The organism is Paenibacillus sp. GCM10012306 (assembly GCF_042649265.1).
Taxonomy (GTDB): domain Bacteria; phylum Bacillota; class Bacilli; order Paenibacillales; family Paenibacillaceae; genus Paenibacillus_AQ.
In genome coordinates, this window is sequence record NZ_JBHRYW010000002.1 from 668,977 (window position 1) to 686,698 (window position 17,722).

14 protein-coding genes are annotated in these 17,722 nt (G+C 49.5%); 12 read left to right on the forward strand and 2 right to left on the reverse strand.

The features are described from left to right. Nucleotides 1–46 precede the first annotated feature (46 nt). From ACFORK_RS06810 to ACFORK_RS06825, 4 genes are all read left to right on the forward strand, one after another. The gene (locus ACFORK_RS06810) at nucleotides 47–688 is read left to right on the forward strand and encodes a class I SAM-dependent methyltransferase (protein WP_379196928.1); all 642 of its coding nucleotides are present in this window, start codon (nucleotides 47–49) and stop codon (nucleotides 686–688) included. A gap of 901 nt (nucleotides 689–1,589) precedes the next feature. Beyond that, nucleotides 1,590–2,684, forward strand: coding sequence for an NADH:flavin oxidoreductase (locus ACFORK_RS06815; protein WP_379196930.1), 1,095 nt, complete (start codon nucleotides 1,590–1,592; stop codon nucleotides 2,682–2,684). 122 nt (nucleotides 2,685–2,806) lie between these two features. Next, nucleotides 2,807–3,769 (forward strand): GNAT family N-acetyltransferase, encoded by a 963-nt coding sequence (locus tag ACFORK_RS06820; protein WP_379196932.1) that lies wholly within the window; start codon nucleotides 2,807–2,809, stop codon nucleotides 3,767–3,769. A gap of 233 nt (nucleotides 3,770–4,002) precedes the next feature. After that, on the forward strand, nucleotides 4,003–4,227 hold the full coding sequence (locus tag ACFORK_RS06825; RefSeq protein WP_379196934.1) for a hypothetical protein: 225 nt from the start codon (nucleotides 4,003–4,005) through the stop codon (nucleotides 4,225–4,227). A 180-nt stretch (nucleotides 4,228–4,407) separates the two neighbouring features. Here ACFORK_RS06825 and ACFORK_RS06830 read toward each other — a convergent pair whose 3' ends face one another. Continuing rightward, nucleotides 4,408–6,042 (reverse strand): alpha-helical endospore appendage domain-containing protein, encoded by a 1,635-nt coding sequence (locus tag ACFORK_RS06830; protein ID WP_379196936.1) that lies wholly within the window; start codon nucleotides 6,040–6,042, stop codon nucleotides 4,408–4,410. A 248-nt stretch (nucleotides 6,043–6,290) separates the two neighbouring features. On the opposite strand from ACFORK_RS06830, the gene miaB reads away from it, so the two are divergent. The 5 genes from miaB to ACFORK_RS06855 all read left to right on the forward strand — a co-directional run bounded on the left by miaB (nucleotide 6,291) and on the right by ACFORK_RS06855 (nucleotide 11,410). Continuing rightward, nucleotides 6,291–7,877 (forward strand): tRNA (N6-isopentenyl adenosine(37)-C2)-methylthiotransferase MiaB, encoded by a 1,587-nt coding sequence (gene miaB / locus ACFORK_RS06835; RefSeq protein WP_379196938.1) that lies wholly within the window; start codon nucleotides 6,291–6,293, stop codon nucleotides 7,875–7,877. A gap of 10 nt (nucleotides 7,878–7,887) precedes the next feature. Then, on the forward strand, nucleotides 7,888–8,355 hold the full coding sequence (locus ACFORK_RS06840; RefSeq protein WP_379196940.1) for a YlbF/YmcA family competence regulator: 468 nt from the start codon (nucleotides 7,888–7,890) through the stop codon (nucleotides 8,353–8,355). Between the two features lie 216 nt (nucleotides 8,356–8,571). Then, nucleotides 8,572–9,342: an NUDIX domain-containing protein gene (locus tag ACFORK_RS06845; RefSeq protein ID WP_376767051.1), complete on the forward strand. Its 771-nt coding sequence runs from the start codon at nucleotides 8,572–8,574 to the stop codon at nucleotides 9,340–9,342. A 45-nt stretch (nucleotides 9,343–9,387) separates the two neighbouring features. Continuing rightward, nucleotides 9,388–9,930, forward strand: a complete 543-nt coding sequence (locus ACFORK_RS06850) for a cysteine hydrolase family protein (protein ID WP_379196942.1) — start codon at nucleotides 9,388–9,390, stop codon at nucleotides 9,928–9,930. A gap of 28 nt (nucleotides 9,931–9,958) precedes the next feature. After that, entirely contained in the window at nucleotides 9,959–11,410 is a 1,452-nt protein-coding gene (locus ACFORK_RS06855; protein ID WP_379196944.1) for a nicotinate phosphoribosyltransferase, read from the forward strand. A gap of 246 nt (nucleotides 11,411–11,656) precedes the next feature. Here ACFORK_RS06855 and ACFORK_RS06860 read toward each other — a convergent pair whose 3' ends face one another. Then, on the reverse strand, nucleotides 11,657–13,000 hold the full coding sequence (locus ACFORK_RS06860) for an amino acid permease (protein WP_379196946.1): 1,344 nt from the start codon (nucleotides 12,998–13,000) through the stop codon (nucleotides 11,657–11,659). Nucleotides 13,001–13,361: 361 nt separating this feature from the next. Between ACFORK_RS06860 and ACFORK_RS06865 the strand changes: the two genes are divergently transcribed. The 3 genes from ACFORK_RS06865 (at nucleotide 13,362) to ACFORK_RS06875 (ending at nucleotide 17,709) form a co-directional block, all read left to right on the forward strand. Then, nucleotides 13,362–14,372, forward strand: a complete 1,011-nt coding sequence (locus tag ACFORK_RS06865) for a 2-oxoacid:acceptor oxidoreductase family protein (protein ID WP_379197162.1) — start codon at nucleotides 13,362–13,364, stop codon at nucleotides 14,370–14,372. Nucleotides 14,373–14,396: 24 nt separating this feature from the next. After that, nucleotides 14,397–16,703 (forward strand): thiamine pyrophosphate-dependent enzyme, encoded by a 2,307-nt coding sequence (locus ACFORK_RS06870; protein WP_379196948.1) that lies wholly within the window; start codon nucleotides 14,397–14,399, stop codon nucleotides 16,701–16,703. A gap of 328 nt (nucleotides 16,704–17,031) precedes the next feature. After that, nucleotides 17,032–17,709: a response regulator transcription factor gene (locus ACFORK_RS06875; protein WP_379196950.1), complete on the forward strand. Its 678-nt coding sequence runs from the start codon at nucleotides 17,032–17,034 to the stop codon at nucleotides 17,707–17,709. Nucleotides 17,710–17,722 lie beyond the last annotated feature (13 nt).

Below are 17,722 nucleotides of genomic sequence, written 5' to 3' on the forward strand. Positions count from 1 at the left end.
CAAAGGGTAATACTTAATAAAAAGACGCATAGAGAGGAGGCGGCATATGTTCAGAGGACTCAAAGAGCGATTGTTGTTTCTGTATAAATTCCTCCAGTCCCCTTTATCGACAGGGAATGTTTTTCCTAGTTCGCGCAGGTTGGCACAAGCGTTGCTCGAGCCCATTCCCTGGGAACGGGTGAACTCTCTGGCAGAGCTTGGAGCAGGCACAGGCGCGGTCACCCAACATCTGCCGCCTTTACAACAGCAGCCTATGCAAGTTCTTTTATTTGAGAAAGATCCGGAGCTCCGCCGGCGTCTGAAACTCCGGTTTCCTGGCTATCGGTATTATCCGGACAGCTCCCGGCTGCGCTTGGCGCTTCATAACGGCAGGTTGGAGAAGCTGGATTGCATTGTGAGCGGTCTTCCGTTATGGAGTATGGGAAGCAAACAGAGGAAGCAGATGCTGTCACAAGCTTTCGCTTCCCTGAAGGATGATGGGCTGTTCGTGTTCTTCAATTATTTTAATTCGATTCAAAAGGACTTGAAGCCATTTTTCGAGATCCAGAGTACTACGTTCGTTCCGTTGAATTTCCCGCCTGCGGTAGTTTACGTCTGCCGTAAAAAGGCGAATGTGGACAGCGAAAAGAAGGCTCAGTGGCTATCAGTGGTCGCTGGCAAGGACTCTCGAGTGTTGCTTGAAAGATAACTGTTTGTTCTTATAGAAGAACAACTCAAAACCATAGAGCCAACAGAACCGCGATTCTCCTGTTATTGGGAAATCGCGGTTCTGCTTTTTTGGTCATCCGCGGCTTGCTTCAGTAGATTGTGGGCAAGCTAAAGCCAGCGCAATCATTTCATTGCGGTCGTTTCATCGCTTTTGCGACAACCTTTTTGCTCTAGTGAACAGTTACCCGGGCTAGAAGGTCGATGAATTAAGAAATAGAGGCAAATATGTACCTTAATTCGTATGAAAACATAAGAAAAAAGGAATTAAGGTCAAAAATGTATGTTAATTTTCCAGCGTAGCCTGAAAAGAGGCTATATCTGCGAAATTAGAGTGCATTTTTGCATCTATTTTCCTATTATTCTAATTATATCTTTAATTAAGGTGCAAAAAGGTCGTTATTTCGAATCGCCAGATCCGACGAGCCCCGAGCCACCAGCGACAATTATGAGAGACCAGCCGCAACTGTGAGTCACCAGCGACGATCATGAGAGATCAGTTGCAACTGTGAGCCGCCAGAGACGACCATGAGAGATCAGCCGCAACTGCGAGCCACCAGCGACGATCATAAGAGAGCAGCTGCAACTGAAAGCCACCAGAGACGATCATGAGTGAGCAGTCGCGAGCTACGAGTGAGGACCAGTGAGCAAGCAGCCGTTAGCTAATAATCACCAAGAGACCAGCCACAAGTGACCGGCCCCGAGGCGCGATCTGCCAGCGACCCCACAAGCGCCAGCCGAAAGACTCGAGCCAAGTCAAGCATTTTCTTTATTTGTCATAGTAATTCGGTGGGTATTAACGGATAATTTGCAATTTGTCCTAAATAGCGAGATAATATGCTTACAAAAAGTAATTACATTAAATTAAATTATGGAGGTTACTTATGACTACTAAATTATTGTTTGAACCTGTTACAGCTGGCAACCTGAAGCTGGCTAACCGAATTGTAATGGCACCGATGACTAGAGCATTCTCGCCGGACGGAGTTCCAGGTGATGATGTAGCGGCTTACTATCGCCGGCGGGCAGAAGGTGGAGTCGGTCTGATTGTCACCGAAGGAACAGCGATTAATCATCCGTCTGCGGTCAGCAGTCCGCGTATCCCTAATTTCCATGGGGAAGCGGCGCTCAAGGGTTGGGCAAAGGTTGCTGCTGAAGTCCATGAGGCAGGCGGCAAAATCATCCCGCAGCTCTGGCATGTCGGCCTGGAACGCCCGATTGGCGCGCTGCCGAACCCTGAAGCTCTGCCGGTTGGCCCATCAGGCCTGAACCTGGCCGGAGAGCAGGTTACAGAACCGCTAACTACAGCCGAGATCGAAGGCTTGGTAGCTGCCTTTGCTCAAGCTGCTGCCGACGCTAAAGCAGCTGGTTTTGACGGGATCGAGCTGCACGGGGCACACGGCTATCTGATTGACCAGTTCTTCTGGGAGCGAACCAACAAGCGTACTGACCGCTACGGTGGCGACCTAGTAGGCCGCACAACGTTTGCGGTAGAGGTTATTGAGGCTTGCCGCCGCGCGGTTGGTCCGGATTTCCCGATTGTGTTGCGTTTCTCACAATGGAAAGCGGGCAATTATTCCGCCAAGCTGGTGGATACGCCGGAGGAGCTTGAGCGCTTCCTGGCCCCGTTGGTACAGGCTGGTGTTGATATTTTCCACTGCTCGACACGTCGATTCTGGCTGCCAGAGTTCGAAGGCTCCGAGCTGAACCTGGCGGGCTGGACCAAAAAGATCACAGGCAAGCCGACCATCACTGTAGGCTCCGTAGGTCTCGATAGTGACTTCCTGATCCCGGATAAGGAGAAGAGTGATGAGGACAATCTAGAGCGTCTACTGGAACGCCTGGATCGAGAGGAATTTGATCTTGTTGCCGTGGGTAGAGCGCTAATTAGTGATCCGGCTTGGCCAAATAAGGTACAAGAAGGCAGAACAGATGAGATTCTCCCATACACTCAGCAATCAACTAGCACCTTGTATTAATTAACGTCGAACACTGTCTGAACGGAGTTTTTTCTAGCAGCGTTTAGGTATAATTTAGTTTTAAATAAAGAGTATGCTTCTGCGCAGGCCAGAGTGGTTTATGATGAATTCAAGTATTTATCATGACTGGCAAAGGAGCTACTTATTTGAGTCATTTATCTACCGATACTTTGCATGACGTTGAGATCCGTAATTTCCAGGAAGCTGATATGCCGCTGCTGGAAGGATTGTTCCGCTCTATAACGGCAAGGGAACATGCTGTCTTTTGGTGGGTGGGGGATCAGGCGAACTGGGGCAATGTATTCTGTGCGTTCAGACAAGGTGTGATGATCGCCAAGGGACAGGTGAGCATCATTAACATCGTGCCGCCGGGACGTCCTTCGGAAGCCTACCATTCGATCTATATGAACCTTAAGGCTGTGCCGGAATGGGAACATGATTTTGAATTGCTGGATCATCTCTACGAGCTGCTGTATGCCAGAGCTTTGGGGCTTAAGGCAACGCTTCCTACCGAATATTCAACGCTCTTGTGCGTAGGTAATGATTCGGAAGAACAAGCTAATAATCAATTTTTCAAAGAACGGCATAGCTTTCGCCATCTGAACAGCCTGTTCAGTATGAACCGTGATTTGGGATTGCCTCTTTCGGAACTGACGCTGCCGGCAGGTCTGGAAATGAAGCATTGGCAGATGGCAACAGCTCAGGAGGAAGAGGATTATTTGACGCTGGAGGCTGAGATATGGCCCGATACGCCACTAGGCAGCGACAGGCTGGCTGAGTACAAGCGTAACGACCTGTGGACGGCGCTGGTGGTTCGTGAAGGTGAGACCATCGTAGGCAGTCTGATGGTATGGCGTGAGGATGATTACGCGTACATTGAAGATGTGTTTGTGCGTGAGCCATGGCGAAAGCGGGGCGTGGCAAAATATTTGCTGACACAAGCACTGCTGTATTCTGGGTCCCATGGATTGTCCTCGGCCCGATTAATGGTTCTGACAACTAACCCATCCGCATTGAAATTGTATGAGTCGCTGGGCTTCACTGCAAGACAAGAGGAGATTCGATTTTGCCTGGAGCTGGAGTAGGCGGGAACGAAATTTAGATGAAAAGAAGGTGTTCGGCAGTGTTTTCACTGCTGGACACCTTTTTTATAGAGTGAAGTAATCATGGACGGTAAAGTGACTTTCTGGGTTTTTGTGCATACCTTAAGGTATAAGCCGAAATGGCCGGATTCGCTTGCCGGATCCAGCGTTCTTCGTCCGAAAGGGCCATGTGTGACGATGCACAGACAGAGGTCTTTCCGTCATGGATTGCTACGTTGAACAAAAGCATCCTTGAGTTTCCATTTAGCAATACCTTTCACCGTCTAGCTGCACAGGAGGCGCTTCGTCAGATGGGATATTATTACAGCGGCTCCTATGCTCAAGAGATGGCACAGAGGAATAGATGCAGAGATCGTAAGCTACCGATGCCGTTCCTGAATCACGAACTGTTCCCCAATTGGTTGGAAGAACTGGGAATGGCCGCAAGAAATGAGCAGTGATTATAATGAATAAAAGTTGAAGCTGTTTACAGGGTGAATCTTCAACTGTGGAGCAGCTTTTCTTTAATACCAGCGAATTTAGATCCATGGTTCTGGTGAGAGGCTGTGAACTTTTGTTTACAGACAAAAAGAATACCCCCAGAGATATAGCTACCCTGGAGGTATTCTTGCCGTAATCTTTTAGACGAGGCGAATGATGGTCAGCGTAGCACCTGGCGCCTGAAGACCGACTGTGAGTGTAGAGGTTACATTGAGCTGGATAGTGGCCCCGGCAGGAACGTTTGTGATTGTTTCCGCTGCGAGGACCGTAGTGGCAACGGAAGCCGTAGCTGTGGCTGCGACAGCAACACCGTTCAACAGGATGCGCGAAGATGTAAGCAGAGAACCTGTCAAATTGATTCGGTAGCTAATGAAATAGCTACCAGCATTAGCGATTGTCAAGGTGTCATTTGCACCGTTGATGGTGATGCCCGCAGGAATATTCTGGTTATCCGGGAATGTGGCATTGCCTGAGCCCAGAAGTACAGCGATCGATCCTGAAGCATTTTGTACAAATGCGAAGTTGGACGTTACGCTAGTGCCCGTAACACCGGTAGCTCCTGTAGCACCCGTGGGTCCTGTTGGCCCAAGGTTACCTGTGGCCCCAATGGGTCCAGCAACACCGGTTGAACCTGTGGGTCCAACGGGTCCAGCAACACCGGTAGCTCCACGTGCTGCTAACTGGGTGTAGTCAGGGGAGACGTCCGGTGTACCCACTGGTGGAGCACTTGTGACGATATAAGTGCCACCGTTGTAAGTGACGACCTGGCCCACAGGATATCCTGGAGCAAGTGCGGCGTTGTATGTGACGATCCCGGTCAAACCTACACCTGTCGGACCCGTAGGTCCAGTGAGACCTGTAGGTCCGGTAGCTCCGGTAGCTCCTACAGGGCCTGCGCTGCCGGTAGCTCCACGTGCGGCAAGCAGTGTATAGTCTGCTGATGCACCGGGAAGACCTACTGGCGGAGCATTGTTAACAATAAAGGTGCTGCCGTTGTAGCTAACTACCTGGCCCACAGGATACCCTGGAGCGAGCGCGGCATTATAGGTTACTACGCCCGTGAGTCCCACACCTGTAGCCCCTACAGGTCCAGTTGGGCCAGTAGCGCCTGTCGGTCCAGTTGCACCCGTAGGTCCCTGTAGTCCAGTTGCGCCCGTTGCGCCGGCGGCAGCGATCAGAGTATAGTCTGGGGAAGTACCCGGTGTGCCTACAGGCGGTACCGTGTTGACGATGTATGTGCTGCCGTTGTAGGAAACAACCTGATTAAGAATATAGCCAGGTGCAAGGAATGGGTCAAAAGGAACAATGCCGCTTAAGCCAGCTCCGATCGGGCCCGTAGCACCCGTAGGCCCTACAAGTCCAGTTGCCCCCGTAGGCCCCGCAGGTCCGGTAGCGCCAGTAGGCCCGGCAGAACCGGTGGGTCCAACTGGACCTCCAGCAGGCCCTGTGGGTCCAGCCGGTCCGGTTGGTCCTACAAGAGTAGGAGCCTGCAATATTCCTTCCATCTTGGACTGGAGGAACATCTGGTTGCGCGCTGTACTGTCCAGTGTGGATCGAACGCTTTGGTTAACAGATAGCAAATCGGCAATGGTTGCTGGCGGCCCTGTCAGGCCAGGCAGGGTTCCGAGCACATACTGAAGCTTTTCACCTTCAGCATTCAGAATGTGGCTCATCCCCAGTTCTTCCATAGCTATAGAAGATAAAATCAGGTTCACGGCATCGTCTCTAGTGAGAGTCACGTTAGGAGTTATATTTGGAATATTAGGCTGAGACATGTATTCAGATCACCTCTGAGTTTTTTAATTTGTACACCATACATACTATGTTGCTTACTAAATAGTGGAAATGGGCAAAATAACCAAAATTAGTATATTAATTCTATTAAATGGTTTTTATAGAAAGGGAATAGGGGCATGGATGGAATGAACTACTTCCTTGTGATATAATTTTTTATTAGCAAAGAATTATGGCAATCTACCCATTCTTTATGAAGAAGCTTCATTTAAATAAAGGACGTGACAAGATGACTAAGGGGAGTCAACCCTCACCGGACTTAAAATCCGGCAAGAGTGTCAAGGATTATTCCAAATACTTTGATTTTAGCGATGCGAAACTCATCAGTGAGGAAGAGGGTAAAACCACTTACCGCATCAAGGGCAGAAATGTACAGATTAACAGCCAGCCTGATTACAAGGAAGGAAAGCGCCGTGGCAAGGAAGAGATCGAGGTTCATTATGAATTTGCGATTCCGGAAGAAATGTCCGGCTTTGGTGTGGGCAAGTTCTATCATATAACGACCTACGGCTGCCAAATGAACGAGCATGATACCGAGACGATGAAGGGTATGCTGGAGCAGATGGGCTACCGCAGTATTGAGGACCGCACGAAAGCGGATCTGATTCTGCTCAATACTTGTGCCATTCGTGAGAACGCCGAAGACAAGGTCTTTGGGGAACTCGGACATCTCAAGCATCTGAAGACCGAGAATCCGGATCTACTGCTGGGTGTCTGCGGTTGTATGTCGCAGGAGGAGGGCGTAGTCAACCGGATTATGTCCAAGCACGGCTTTGTAGATATGATTTTTGGAACGCATAATATCCATCGCCTGCCGCATCTGATTAAGGAAGCGGTATTCAGCAAAGAACTGGTGATCGAGGTATGGTCCAAAGAAGGCGATATTATCGAGAATCTGCCCAAGAAGCGGGAAGGCATGCGTGCCTGGGTGAACATCATGTATGGCTGCGACAAGTTCTGCACCTACTGCATTGTGCCTTATACCCGGGGCAAGGAACGTAGCCGCCGTCCGGAGGATGTAATTGCCGAGGTGCGGGATCTGGCTCGTCAAGGCTTCAAAGAAGTGACCCTACTGGGACAAAATGTGAACGCATACGGGAAGGATTTTACCGATATCGACTATACCTTCGGAGATCTTATGGACGACATGCGTCTGATCGATATTCCACGTATTCGCTTCATGACCTCCCATCCGCGGGATTTTGACGATAAACTGGTTGAAGTGCTCGGCAAGGGCGGCAACCTGGTGGAGCATATCCACCTTCCGGTCCAATCAGGAAGTACGGCGGTGCTGAAGAAAATGAGCCGAAAATATTCCCGTGAAGTCTACTTGGAGCTGGTCAGAAAGATCAAGGCTGCTGTACCGGGCGCCGTGCTGACTACTGATATTATTGTTGGTTTCCCAGGGGAGACTGATGAACAATTCGAAGAAACCCTGTCCCTCGTGCGCGAGGTAGGTTATGATATGGCGTATACCTTCATTTATTCTCCGCGTGAAGGCACGCCGGCCGCTGCCATGGAAGACAATGTGCCAATGGAGGTTAAGAGCGATCGCTTGCAGCGACTAAACGCTCTCATTAAGGAGAACAGTCGCATCAGCAATGACCGCATGCTGGGTGAAGTGGTCGAGGTGCTGGTTGAAGGCGAAAGCAAGAACAATGCCAACGTGCTATCTGGTCGTACCCGCAGCAACAAACTGGTGCATTTTGAAGGATCACAGGAGCTGATTGGCACCTTTGTGCAAGTGCGTATTACCGACACCAAAACTTGGTATATCAAAGGGGATTGTGTGGCGGAGGCTATGGCTGTCAATTAATTATACAGAAATGGAGCGATTGCCAGTGAGTCAGGAGCAAGGACGTTTGAACAACTACGGGATGCCGACTTATGATACCCGTGATTTAATCGTACGCGAAGATATTATGGGCAAAGCCAAGGAGCTCGCTTCATTGATTTCGACCAGTGAGGAAGTGCAGCATTTCCAGCAGGCCGAGAAGAAGATTCAGAATCATGAACGTGTACAGGGATTGATTGCACAGATCAAGAAGAAGCAGAAGGAAATTGTCGCCTTCGAGAGCTTTCGGAATAAAGAGATGGTAGCGAAGATTGAAGCGGAAATTGCAGTTCTGCAGGATGAGATTGATGGTATCCCGGTGGTGAATGAGTTTCAGCAAAGCCAAAGCGATATCAACTACCTGCTACAGCTAGTTATTTCGGTCATTCGGGACACTGTCTCGGAGAAAATCAATGTGGAAGCAGGCACTGAAGCGCCTCCGTCCACCTGCGGAGATTAAAGGGTAGCAGACACGGGGCGGATGAGAATCCGTCCCGTTTTTGATAGAAGTATAAGGATTAGGCTATGCCTATCCTTATACTTCTCGCAGAAACAGATACCGTCCCTCAGTGGATGGTAAATACGTTTCTACTTAGAAGCATTGCTTTTCGAAGTCAAGTTTTGGTACATTAAAAGATACGAACAGCAAAAAGCTGCGACAAAGGATGGATATATCGTGAGCGAGAACGGGGAACAAACCTATAACGCCAAAAAATACCGCACTCCGGACGGTGTTCCGGCCGATATTGTGATGTTTACATTAACGAAGCGCGAGCGGAAGACCGTAACGAAGACCCTTCCCCTGCGTGAATTAAAAGTAATGCTGATTAGGCGGAAAAAGTGGCCGTGCGCCGGAATGTGGGCACTACCGGGCGGCTTCTGCCAAGAGGATGAATCCATATACGCGGCTGCTACACGCGAGTTGAAGGAAGAAACGGGCGTGGATGGCGGACATTTGGAATACTTAGGCGTGTACAGCACACCAGGTCGTGATCCGCGCGGCTGGATCATCAGCCATGCCTTCTTCGCTTTGGTGGAGGAGTGGATGCTGGAGCAGAGACAAGCTTCCGACGATGCCGGCGAAGTAGGACTTTTCACACTGCAAGAAGCACTGGAAGAGCTGGAGCTGGCTTTTGACCACCATGACATTATTACGGATGCTTACTTGCGGATTCAGCAGCAAATGCTGCAGACCACGATTGCACGGCAGTTTCTGCCGAGGCATTTCACACTGAGTGAGCTGTATCAGGTCATTCAGACCGTGGTGCCTGAGTTCAAGGAACCTAACTTTATCCGCAAAATAACATCAACCCGCAGCCGCCAGGGAATTCTCCAGGAGGTAAGGGATGAAGAGGGCAACCCGCTGAGTTCCAATCAGTATTCACAGCGTCCAGCCCAATTGTATATGTTCACTGACCATGAGCCGTTGTTGTCGATCTATACCTGATTCTGATGTAAGTGGTGTTTTACAACAAACAAGGGGGTAGTACTCATGAGGGGATTAATCGTGATTGATTTCACGAATGATTTTGTGGATGGCAGTTTACCAGTAGGTCAGCCAGCGATCGATATTGCGCCTAGAATTAGTCAATTAACAGAAGACTTCGTAAAGAACGGCGACTATGTCGTCATGGCCGTGGATCTTCACGACGAGAATGATGAGTATCATCCCGAGACTAGGCTGTTTCCGCCACATAATCTGCGTGGTAGCAGCGGACGTGAGTTGTATGGCACGCTAAAACAGGTGTATGAGGACCATAAGGAGTCTATCTATTGGATGGACAAAACACGCTATAGTTCATTCAGTGGCACAGACCTGGAGCAAAGACTTCGGGAACGTGGAATTACAGAGCTGCATTTGATTGGGGTATGTACGGATATTTGTGTATTGCATACTGCGGTAGATGCGTATAATAAAGGCTTTAAGATCGTTGTACACGAGGACGGTGTCGCCAGCTTCAATGCAGCAGGTCATGCTTGGGCGCTGGGCCATTTTACAGGAAGTCTCGGGGCAAAGGTTGTCAACGGAGAATAGAACAGCAGCGAGACTAGGAGATGAGGATTTGAGAAGAGAACTTGCCCTTCATACAGATAAGTACCAGATCAATATGATGTATGCCCACTGGGTCAACGGAAGTCATAAGCGCAAAGCGGTATTCGAAGCCTATTTCCGCAAACTGCCGTTTGGAAACGGCTTTGCTGTATTTGCAGGGCTGGAGCGCATTGTCGGCTATATCGCCGGACTACGCTTCACGGAGGAAGATATTCGTTATTTGTCAGAGCAGGAGGAGAACTACGCGCCCGCCTTTTTGGAGGAGTTGCTGCAATTCCACTTTCAGGGCACGATCCATTCGATGAAAGAAGGCGCACTTGTCTTTCCTGACGAGCCGCTGCTTCGGGTCGAAGGAACAATTATGGAGACTCAACTGGTAGAAACGGCTATTTTGAACTTCATGAACTACCAGACGCTGATCGCTACCAAGGCATCGCGTATCAAGCAGGTTGCACCTAACGATATCTTACTTGAGTTCGGCACACGGCGGGCTCAGGAAGCAGATGCCGCAGTGTGGGGTGCACGAGCCGCCTATGTCGCAGGCTTCGATGCCACCTCTAATATGCTGGCTGGGAAGCTGTTCGGCATTCCCACTAAGGGTACGCATGCGCATTCCTGGGTACAGAGCTTTGGCAGTGAGCAGGAGGCATTTGATGCTTACGCAAAGGTTATGCCTGACGGAGTTACACTGCTGGTGGACACGTTCGATACCTTACGGAGTGGCGTACCAAATGCCATTAATACGGCCAAGATGCTGGAGTCTCAGGGCAAACGGATGAACGCTATACGTCTGGACAGCGGTGACTTGGCCTATCTATCCCGGCAAGCTCGCCAGATGCTTGATGATGCCGGCTTGCAATATGTGAAGATTGTCGCCTCCAATGATCTCGATGAGAATACGATCATGAACTTGAAGTCTCAAGGTGCGGCGATCGATACTTGGGGTGTCGGTACTCAACTGATTACTGCCTCTGATCAGCCTTCACTCGGCGGAGTCTACAAGCTGGTGGAGATCGAATCGGCGAACGGGGAGATGATCCCGACGATCAAAATCTCCTCGAACCCTGAGAAGGTCTCCACGCCGGGCAAGAAGGATGTGTTCCGTATTATCGGAACGAACGGTAAAGCATTGGCCGATTACATCAGCTTCCCTGAAGAGGAGATTCCGCGGAACGGAGCGCGTCTTAAGCTGTTCAATCCGCTGCATCCTTATATGAAAAAGCATGTGGATCGCTATGAGGCGCTGCCGATGCTGGAGCCGATCTTCGTGAACGGATTCCAGGTCTATAAGCTTCCTGATCTGGAAGAAATTCGCCGGTATCACCGGGAACAGCTGGATCTGTTCTGGCCGGAATACCTGCGCAAGCTGAACCCTGAGGTCTATCGGGTGAATCTCAGCCAGCAGGTATGGAGCCGCAAGCAGCAGCTCATTGCTGAGCATATGCAGGCGGATCAGGAATAGCAGGCTTATGATTGAATAGCAGCTTTTTTAATGCTGCAATAAGCAAGGGGTTGTCCCGATGGCCGTTTTAAGGCTTTGGGACAGCCCCTTGTTTAGTTTTTAATACAAGTGTGATTGTCGGGGCGTTATAGTGGACATGTATTAATATTAAGGGTTTACGATAATGTCCGTTGAAAAAAATCAAACATAAAGAGCAGCGCTTCTCCCAACAAGGGATAGTCGCTGCTCTGTTGTTGTGCCCGCATTCTATTTTCTTTTTTTAAATTTCACAAAAGACCAGACGATTAAGAACAGCAGGAACGCCAGGCAAGCGTCAATGCTGATACGATTCTTCGTATCAAACAGAAACAGGCTGGCAATCACTATTAGACAGGTAACCGTCAGGGTAGTGATGTACGGGAAGCCCCAGACTTTAAAGCTAGGCTCCTGGGGATATCTTCTGCGCAGCTTGAGCTGGGCCAGCGTGATTGAGATCCACACTAACAGCACCACAAAGCCTGGAACAGCCATTAGCAAGGCGAATAACCTGTCCTGTGCAAAATATGCCAGCATCGAACCGATTCCAAGTACAGCGGCACAGAGCTTCAGGCTGTTCAGCGGTACACCTCGTGTGGTGGTACGCGCCAGAGCTTTAGGAGCTTCGCCTTGGGAAGCCATGGAATGGAGCATCCGGGTTGCTCCGTAAATTCCTGAATTGGCTGCCGACAGTACGGCAGTGATCAGGATAAAGTTCATCACATGTGCGGAGCCTTTCAGACCCGTGGAGGCCAGCACCTGCACAAAGGGACTTGTCTGATCGTTCAGCTGATTCCATGGCATAAGACCGCAGATCACCAGGATCGGCAGGGTATAGAACAGGACCACGCGTAGAATGAGATTTTTGACCACCTTGGGCAGTACTTTTTCTGCATCCTTCGTCTCGGTCAATGTCAGACCGATCAGCTCAGAACCGCCGTAGGCGAACATCACGACCAGTAGCGCGGAGAAAATGGAGGTCCAGCCATTCGGTAGAAATCCGCCATAATCCGTAAAGTTACGCAGATAAGGAGCACCTTCCGCCAAAGGGAGAAGTCCGAAAATCAACGCGGCTCCGAGAATGATGAAGATAAAGATCATTGCGATTTTGATGCCGGCCAGCCAGAACTCCGCTTCTCCATAACCACCGACACTCATCGTGTTAATACCAATAATCAAAGCCCCGCTTGCCAGACTGAGCAGCCACAGCGGTACATCGGGCAGCCAATATTGCAAGAAGCTTCCTGCAGCCAGTATTTCAATGACGCAGACCGTCAGCCACATGAAGCAGTACATCCAGCCCACGATAAAAGAAAGTCGTTCTCCAAACGCCTCGCGGATAAAATCCTTCATATTTCTGTTCGGGTAGACTGAAGCCATCTCGGCAATCGCACCCATGACCACTAGCAGGAGCAGCCCTCCTAAGGCGTAGGACAGAACAATCCCCGGCCCGGCAATTCCGATGGTCTCGGAACTCCCCTTGAAAATTCCTGTGCCGATTACACCGCCCATGGCCATAAAGCTGATATGCCTTGGCAGCAATTTTTTCTGTAGTTCGGCTTCATTTGACTTCACTATCGATGCACCCAACCCTCTATACAATTTATACAACAAGAATATAGTGTATCCTGAATCGTTTACCTTGAAAAGTACAAATCACACGTTAGGGCAAGTTCGCTAATAGAACATTGTCACAACCGGGTAAGCCTTTTAGGCGCCTAACTGTGATTTTTATCATCCATTCTGTGATGAATTTAACATCTTAATTTTTAATATTGTTGCTAAAGTAAGGATGACAGATACGATCCACACTGAAATTTCCAAACCATGGAAAAATGCAAGATTTGTCACTTCGCGGCAAATGGAATCAAGTTATAATCTTTGAAACAGTCAAAAGGATACTATTCTTATGAAAACCTTGAAAGGGGTTATGTCGGTGGTACAGTTACCAAAAGTAAACGACCTCGGTTTTTTTGAGATTCGTCTGGAGTCTATTGGGGGCCTGGGAGCGAATCTGGCCGGTAAAATGCTTGCTGAAGCGGGGGTTGTCGGGGCTGGAATGAACGGGGTGAGCTTCTCATCCTATGGTTCGGAGAAAAAGGGCTCTCCCGTAAAAGCACATATTCGTTTTTGTGATCTGAATACGCCTATCCGTGATACTTCCCCGGTGGAGCGTCCCCATGTCGTCGGTGTTTTTCATGAAGCGCTGGCGAAGACCATCAACGTTACTAGCGGAATTTATGAACATAGCACGGTGCTGGTCAACTCGGCCAAGTCGCCTGAGGAACTAAAGTCATCTATGAACATGATGGCAGGCACCATAGCTGTAGTGGACGCGACCAGCATCGCGCTGGACGAGAAGAATCGTGTGAATATGGCCATGCTGGGGGCGCTGTTCCGGATGTGCGATTTTCTGGACCCGGAGATTATGAAAGACGTCATCGAGAAATCACTCGGCAAAAAATACCCGCAAGCCGTGCACTCGGCAATCGTAACGTTTGAGCGTGGCTTTAATGAAGTGAAGTTTATGCATTTCCCACTGCCGGAAGGCGCAGAGATGCCTCAGTTCGTCCGTTCCGACATTTCGGCGCTGGGATATGATACCCAAACCATCGGGGGCACAATCATCAGCGCGGGCAGTACAATGTTGAAAAATCTCAGCATTTCCCGTTCCGGACATTTGCCTCATTTTAAAGCGGAAGACTGCATTCACTGTGCTCAGTGCGATACTGTCTGTCCCGATTTGTGCTTCGTATGGGATGAATTGCCGGACAAGAAGGGACGTCCGCAGATGTTCCTGCAGGGGATCGATTATCAATACTGTAAGGGCTGCCTGAAATGCGTCGAAGCCTGTCCAACCACCGCCTTGTCGGGTGAACGGGAGGAAGAGGGCTACGCAGAGAGTCACACGGTCCGTCAGCATTTCGATCTCGTTACCCAAGCTTAAATTGGAAGGAAAGGTGGAACACACATGGCAATCGACTATGAAAAAGAACTAGGCTCTGCCAAGGTGGAGCAGAAATTCCTATATGAATCCGGCAATGAAATGGCTGCCTACGCCGCCCATCAGATAAACTATCATGTCATGGGCTATTTTCCAATTTCGCCATCTACGGAGGTTGCTCAGTTTCTCGATACGATGAAAGCTAGTGGACAGCATGATATTTTGCTGATTCCTTCAGATGGTGAACATAGCTCAGCCGGTATCTGCTACGGGGCTTCAACAGCAGGTGGACGGGTGTTTAACGCAACGAGCGCGCAGGGCTACATGTTTATGCTGGAGCAAATGCCAGTACAAGCCGGTACTCGGATGCCAATGGTCATGAACTTGATCTGCCGCTCCATTTCCGGACCTCTGAACATTCACGGTGACCACTCAGACTTGTACTTTGCCCTGAATACAGGCTGGCCGATTCTGATGTGCCGTGATCCGCAGTCCGTATATGATATGAACCTGATGGCACTGAAGCTGGCGGAGCATGCCAAGGTTCGTCTTCCGGTAATGGTAGCTTCGGACGGTTATTTTACTTCTCATCAGAAACGCCGTGTACAGGCTTTTGCCCACCGTAGTGATGTGCATAAATTCGTAGGCGAGCAGCCGCCAGCGGGCTTCACCGATACACTTGACCGCAACAACCCAGTTACCGTCGGACCTTACATGAACGAACCTGACTACATCAACAACCGTTACCAGCAGTCGGTAGCTATGTACAATGCCGGGGAAGTTTTCGAAGAAATCGCCAAGGAATTCGGCGAGCTGACCGGACGTCATTACCCGATGATTGAAGAATACCGGATGGAAGACGCAGAGGTAGCGGTGTTCCTGATGAATTCCGCTTCAGAGATCATCAAGGATGTTGTGGATCAGCTTCGCTTGCAAGGAATTAAGGCCGGAGCAATCTCGCCGAATATGATCCGCCCATTCCCGCAAAAGCAGATCGCGGAAGCGCTTAAGCATGTAAAGGCCATCACCGTTGGTGACCGTGCGGACTCTGTCGGTGGACACGGCGGTAACATGGTGAACGAGATCAAGGCTGCGCTATTCACATATGGCAATACAACGACCAAAGTCATTAGCCGTATTTATGGCTTGGGCGGTAAGGATTTTTATGCAGAGGATGGACATAGCTTCTTCAAGCTGGCGCTGGATGCCGTAGCAGCAGATCGGATAGAAGTGCCGTTCGACTATTATGGCCACAATCCAGGTGCACCTGAGAAGGCGCCTCAGCGACTGCTGAAGCCAATGGATTTCGATGCCCTGAAGACCGGACTTATTACGGTAAAACAGGATGAAGCCACAGGCAAGCTGAGTGTGCGGATTCCGCCGCTTCGCAACTTGACGAGGAAGCCAAAACGTCTGGCACCAGGCCATGGAGCGTGTCCAGGCTGCGGGATTTTCTCGGGACTGGAGACCTTTTTCAAAGGCATCGAAGGGGACATAGTGGCGTTGTATCACACGGGCTGTGCCATGGTAACAACGACAGGATATCCATATTCGGCTCATAAATCTACATTTATTCACAATCTGTTTCAGAACGGTGCAGCGACGCTGTCCGGCGTAGTAGAAATGTTCTGGGAGCGCAAACGCCGCGGGGAACTGGATGGTCTTGGCCTGAAGGATGACTTTACCTTTGTGATGGTTACCGGGGACGGTGGCATGGATATCGGGATGGGACCTGCTATCGGTGCAGCACTGCGCGGACACAAGATGATTATTGTGGAGTACGACAATGAAGGTTACATGAACACTGGCGCACAGCAGTCCTATTCTACGCCGCTGGGCCATCGTACTTCGACTTCCAGCATTGGCAAGAACCAGCAGGGTAAAGTCACACAGCATAAGGATACTGCGCAGATTATGGCGGCAACCAATATCCCGTATGTGTTTACAGGAGCTGAAGCCTATCCGCAGGATCTGGTGAAAAAAGCAGCCAAAGCCCAATGGTACGCCCAGAACGAAGGTCTGGTCTACGGCAAAATCCTGATCGCCTGCCCGCTCAACTGGATGTCTGAGGACAAGGAAGGCACGAACATCGTGTCCCTGGCCGTGGAATCCTGTTTCTTCCCACTCTACGAAGTGGAGCACGGAATTACGAACATTACGTACAACCCGGAGGACAAGAACAAACGCCTGCCGCTTACCGACTGGCTCAAGACCATGGGCAAAACCCGTCATCTCCTGAAGCCGGAGAACGAGCCCGCCCTGCACAGCTTCGAGGACGAGGTCCAGCGCCGTTGGAGTCGGCTCATAGCGAAGCATGAGCATCCGGATTTGTAGAATTATTTTATGAAAATTTAAGAAGTGAATTGGGGCTGCCCCTGTAGTTGGCAAGATGACTATGGGGGTGGCTTTGTTTTGCTAGGATGCTAGTAGTGATTGACAAAAAGTAAATATTATCTAAAAATCAACTTGAGGATTTTGTGCTTATTTAATGTCTGATTTTAGATTTGTGTAGGATTTTTTAATTAATCCTATACACCTGAATTTTCCCCAGTAAAAGTATTCATAACTAGATTTTTTGATATTGAAGCGGATCCGCAGTGGACTCACAAACCCATTAAGATATGTTACACTACCCCATATATGTTCATAGATGGAGGAATTTATGAAGCTATTGATCGTAGAGGACGATATTGGGATATCGTATACAATTGCAAGAGTTATGCAGGATGAAGGGCATAAGGTTACGGAGTGTCATAACGGTGAAGAGGGCTTGCATCACGCATTGTACGGCGAGTTCGATTTAATTATTTTGGATATTATGCTGCCTAAGGTTGATGGATTTAAGTTCATCCAAGAGCTGAGGAAGCAAAGAGTGGATACCCCGATTCTTTGTCTGACGGCAAAAGACGGATTGAGCGACCGGGTAAGGGGGTTAACGCTCGGAGCGGACGATTATGTGGCAAAGCCATTCGAGATTCCAGAGCTAATCGTTAGAGCTAAAGTGCTGCTGCGCCGTTATGGTAAGGTTAATCAAGAAGAGCAGATTAGCTACGGCCCGATTGCTATTCAAGTTAGAAATCGAGCAATAACGGTCACAGGAGAAGAGCTGACTTTAACAGAGAAGGAATATGAGCTGTTTGAGTACCTGCTCATGAATAAAGAGCAGATCGTGACGAAGGAGCAAATCTATAACCGAATTTGGGGACTCGATTCGGAAGCGGGAATTGGCATCGTTGAGCTCTATGTCCATTATCTTCGGAAGAAGCTGTCACCATGGCATGCCGATCAATATATCCAAACCGTAAGAGGTTTGGGCTACATACTCAGAATAAACGAATAGTATTTCAAAGGGA

What these genes read in the sequence shown, in the direction of transcription:
- ACFORK_RS06810 (WP_379196928.1), top strand. Translation starts at nt 47, where the DNA reads ATGTTCAGAGGACTCAAAGAGCGATTGTTGTTTCTGTATAAATTCCTC.
- ACFORK_RS06815 (WP_379196930.1), top strand. Translation starts at nt 1,590, where the DNA reads ATGACTACTAAATTATTGTTTGAACCTGTTACAGCTGGCAACCTGAAG.
- ACFORK_RS06820 (WP_379196932.1), top strand. Translation starts at nt 2,807, where the DNA reads ATGACTGGCAAAGGAGCTACTTATTTGAGTCATTTATCTACCGATACT.
- ACFORK_RS06830 (WP_379196936.1), bottom strand. Translation starts at nt 6,042, where the DNA reads ATGTCTCAGCCTAATATTCCAAATATAACTCCTAACGTGACTCTCACT.
- miaB (WP_379196938.1), top strand. Translation starts at nt 6,291, where the DNA reads ATGACTAAGGGGAGTCAACCCTCACCGGACTTAAAATCCGGCAAGAGT.
- ACFORK_RS06840 (WP_379196940.1), top strand. Translation starts at nt 7,888, where the DNA reads ATGGAGCGATTGCCAGTGAGTCAGGAGCAAGGACGTTTGAACAACTAC.
- ACFORK_RS06850 (WP_379196942.1), top strand. Translation starts at nt 9,388, where the DNA reads ATGAGGGGATTAATCGTGATTGATTTCACGAATGATTTTGTGGATGGC.
- ACFORK_RS06870 (WP_379196948.1), top strand. Translation starts at nt 14,397, where the DNA reads ATGGCAATCGACTATGAAAAAGAACTAGGCTCTGCCAAGGTGGAGCAG.
- ACFORK_RS06875 (WP_379196950.1), top strand. Translation starts at nt 17,032, where the DNA reads ATGAAGCTATTGATCGTAGAGGACGATATTGGGATATCGTATACAATT.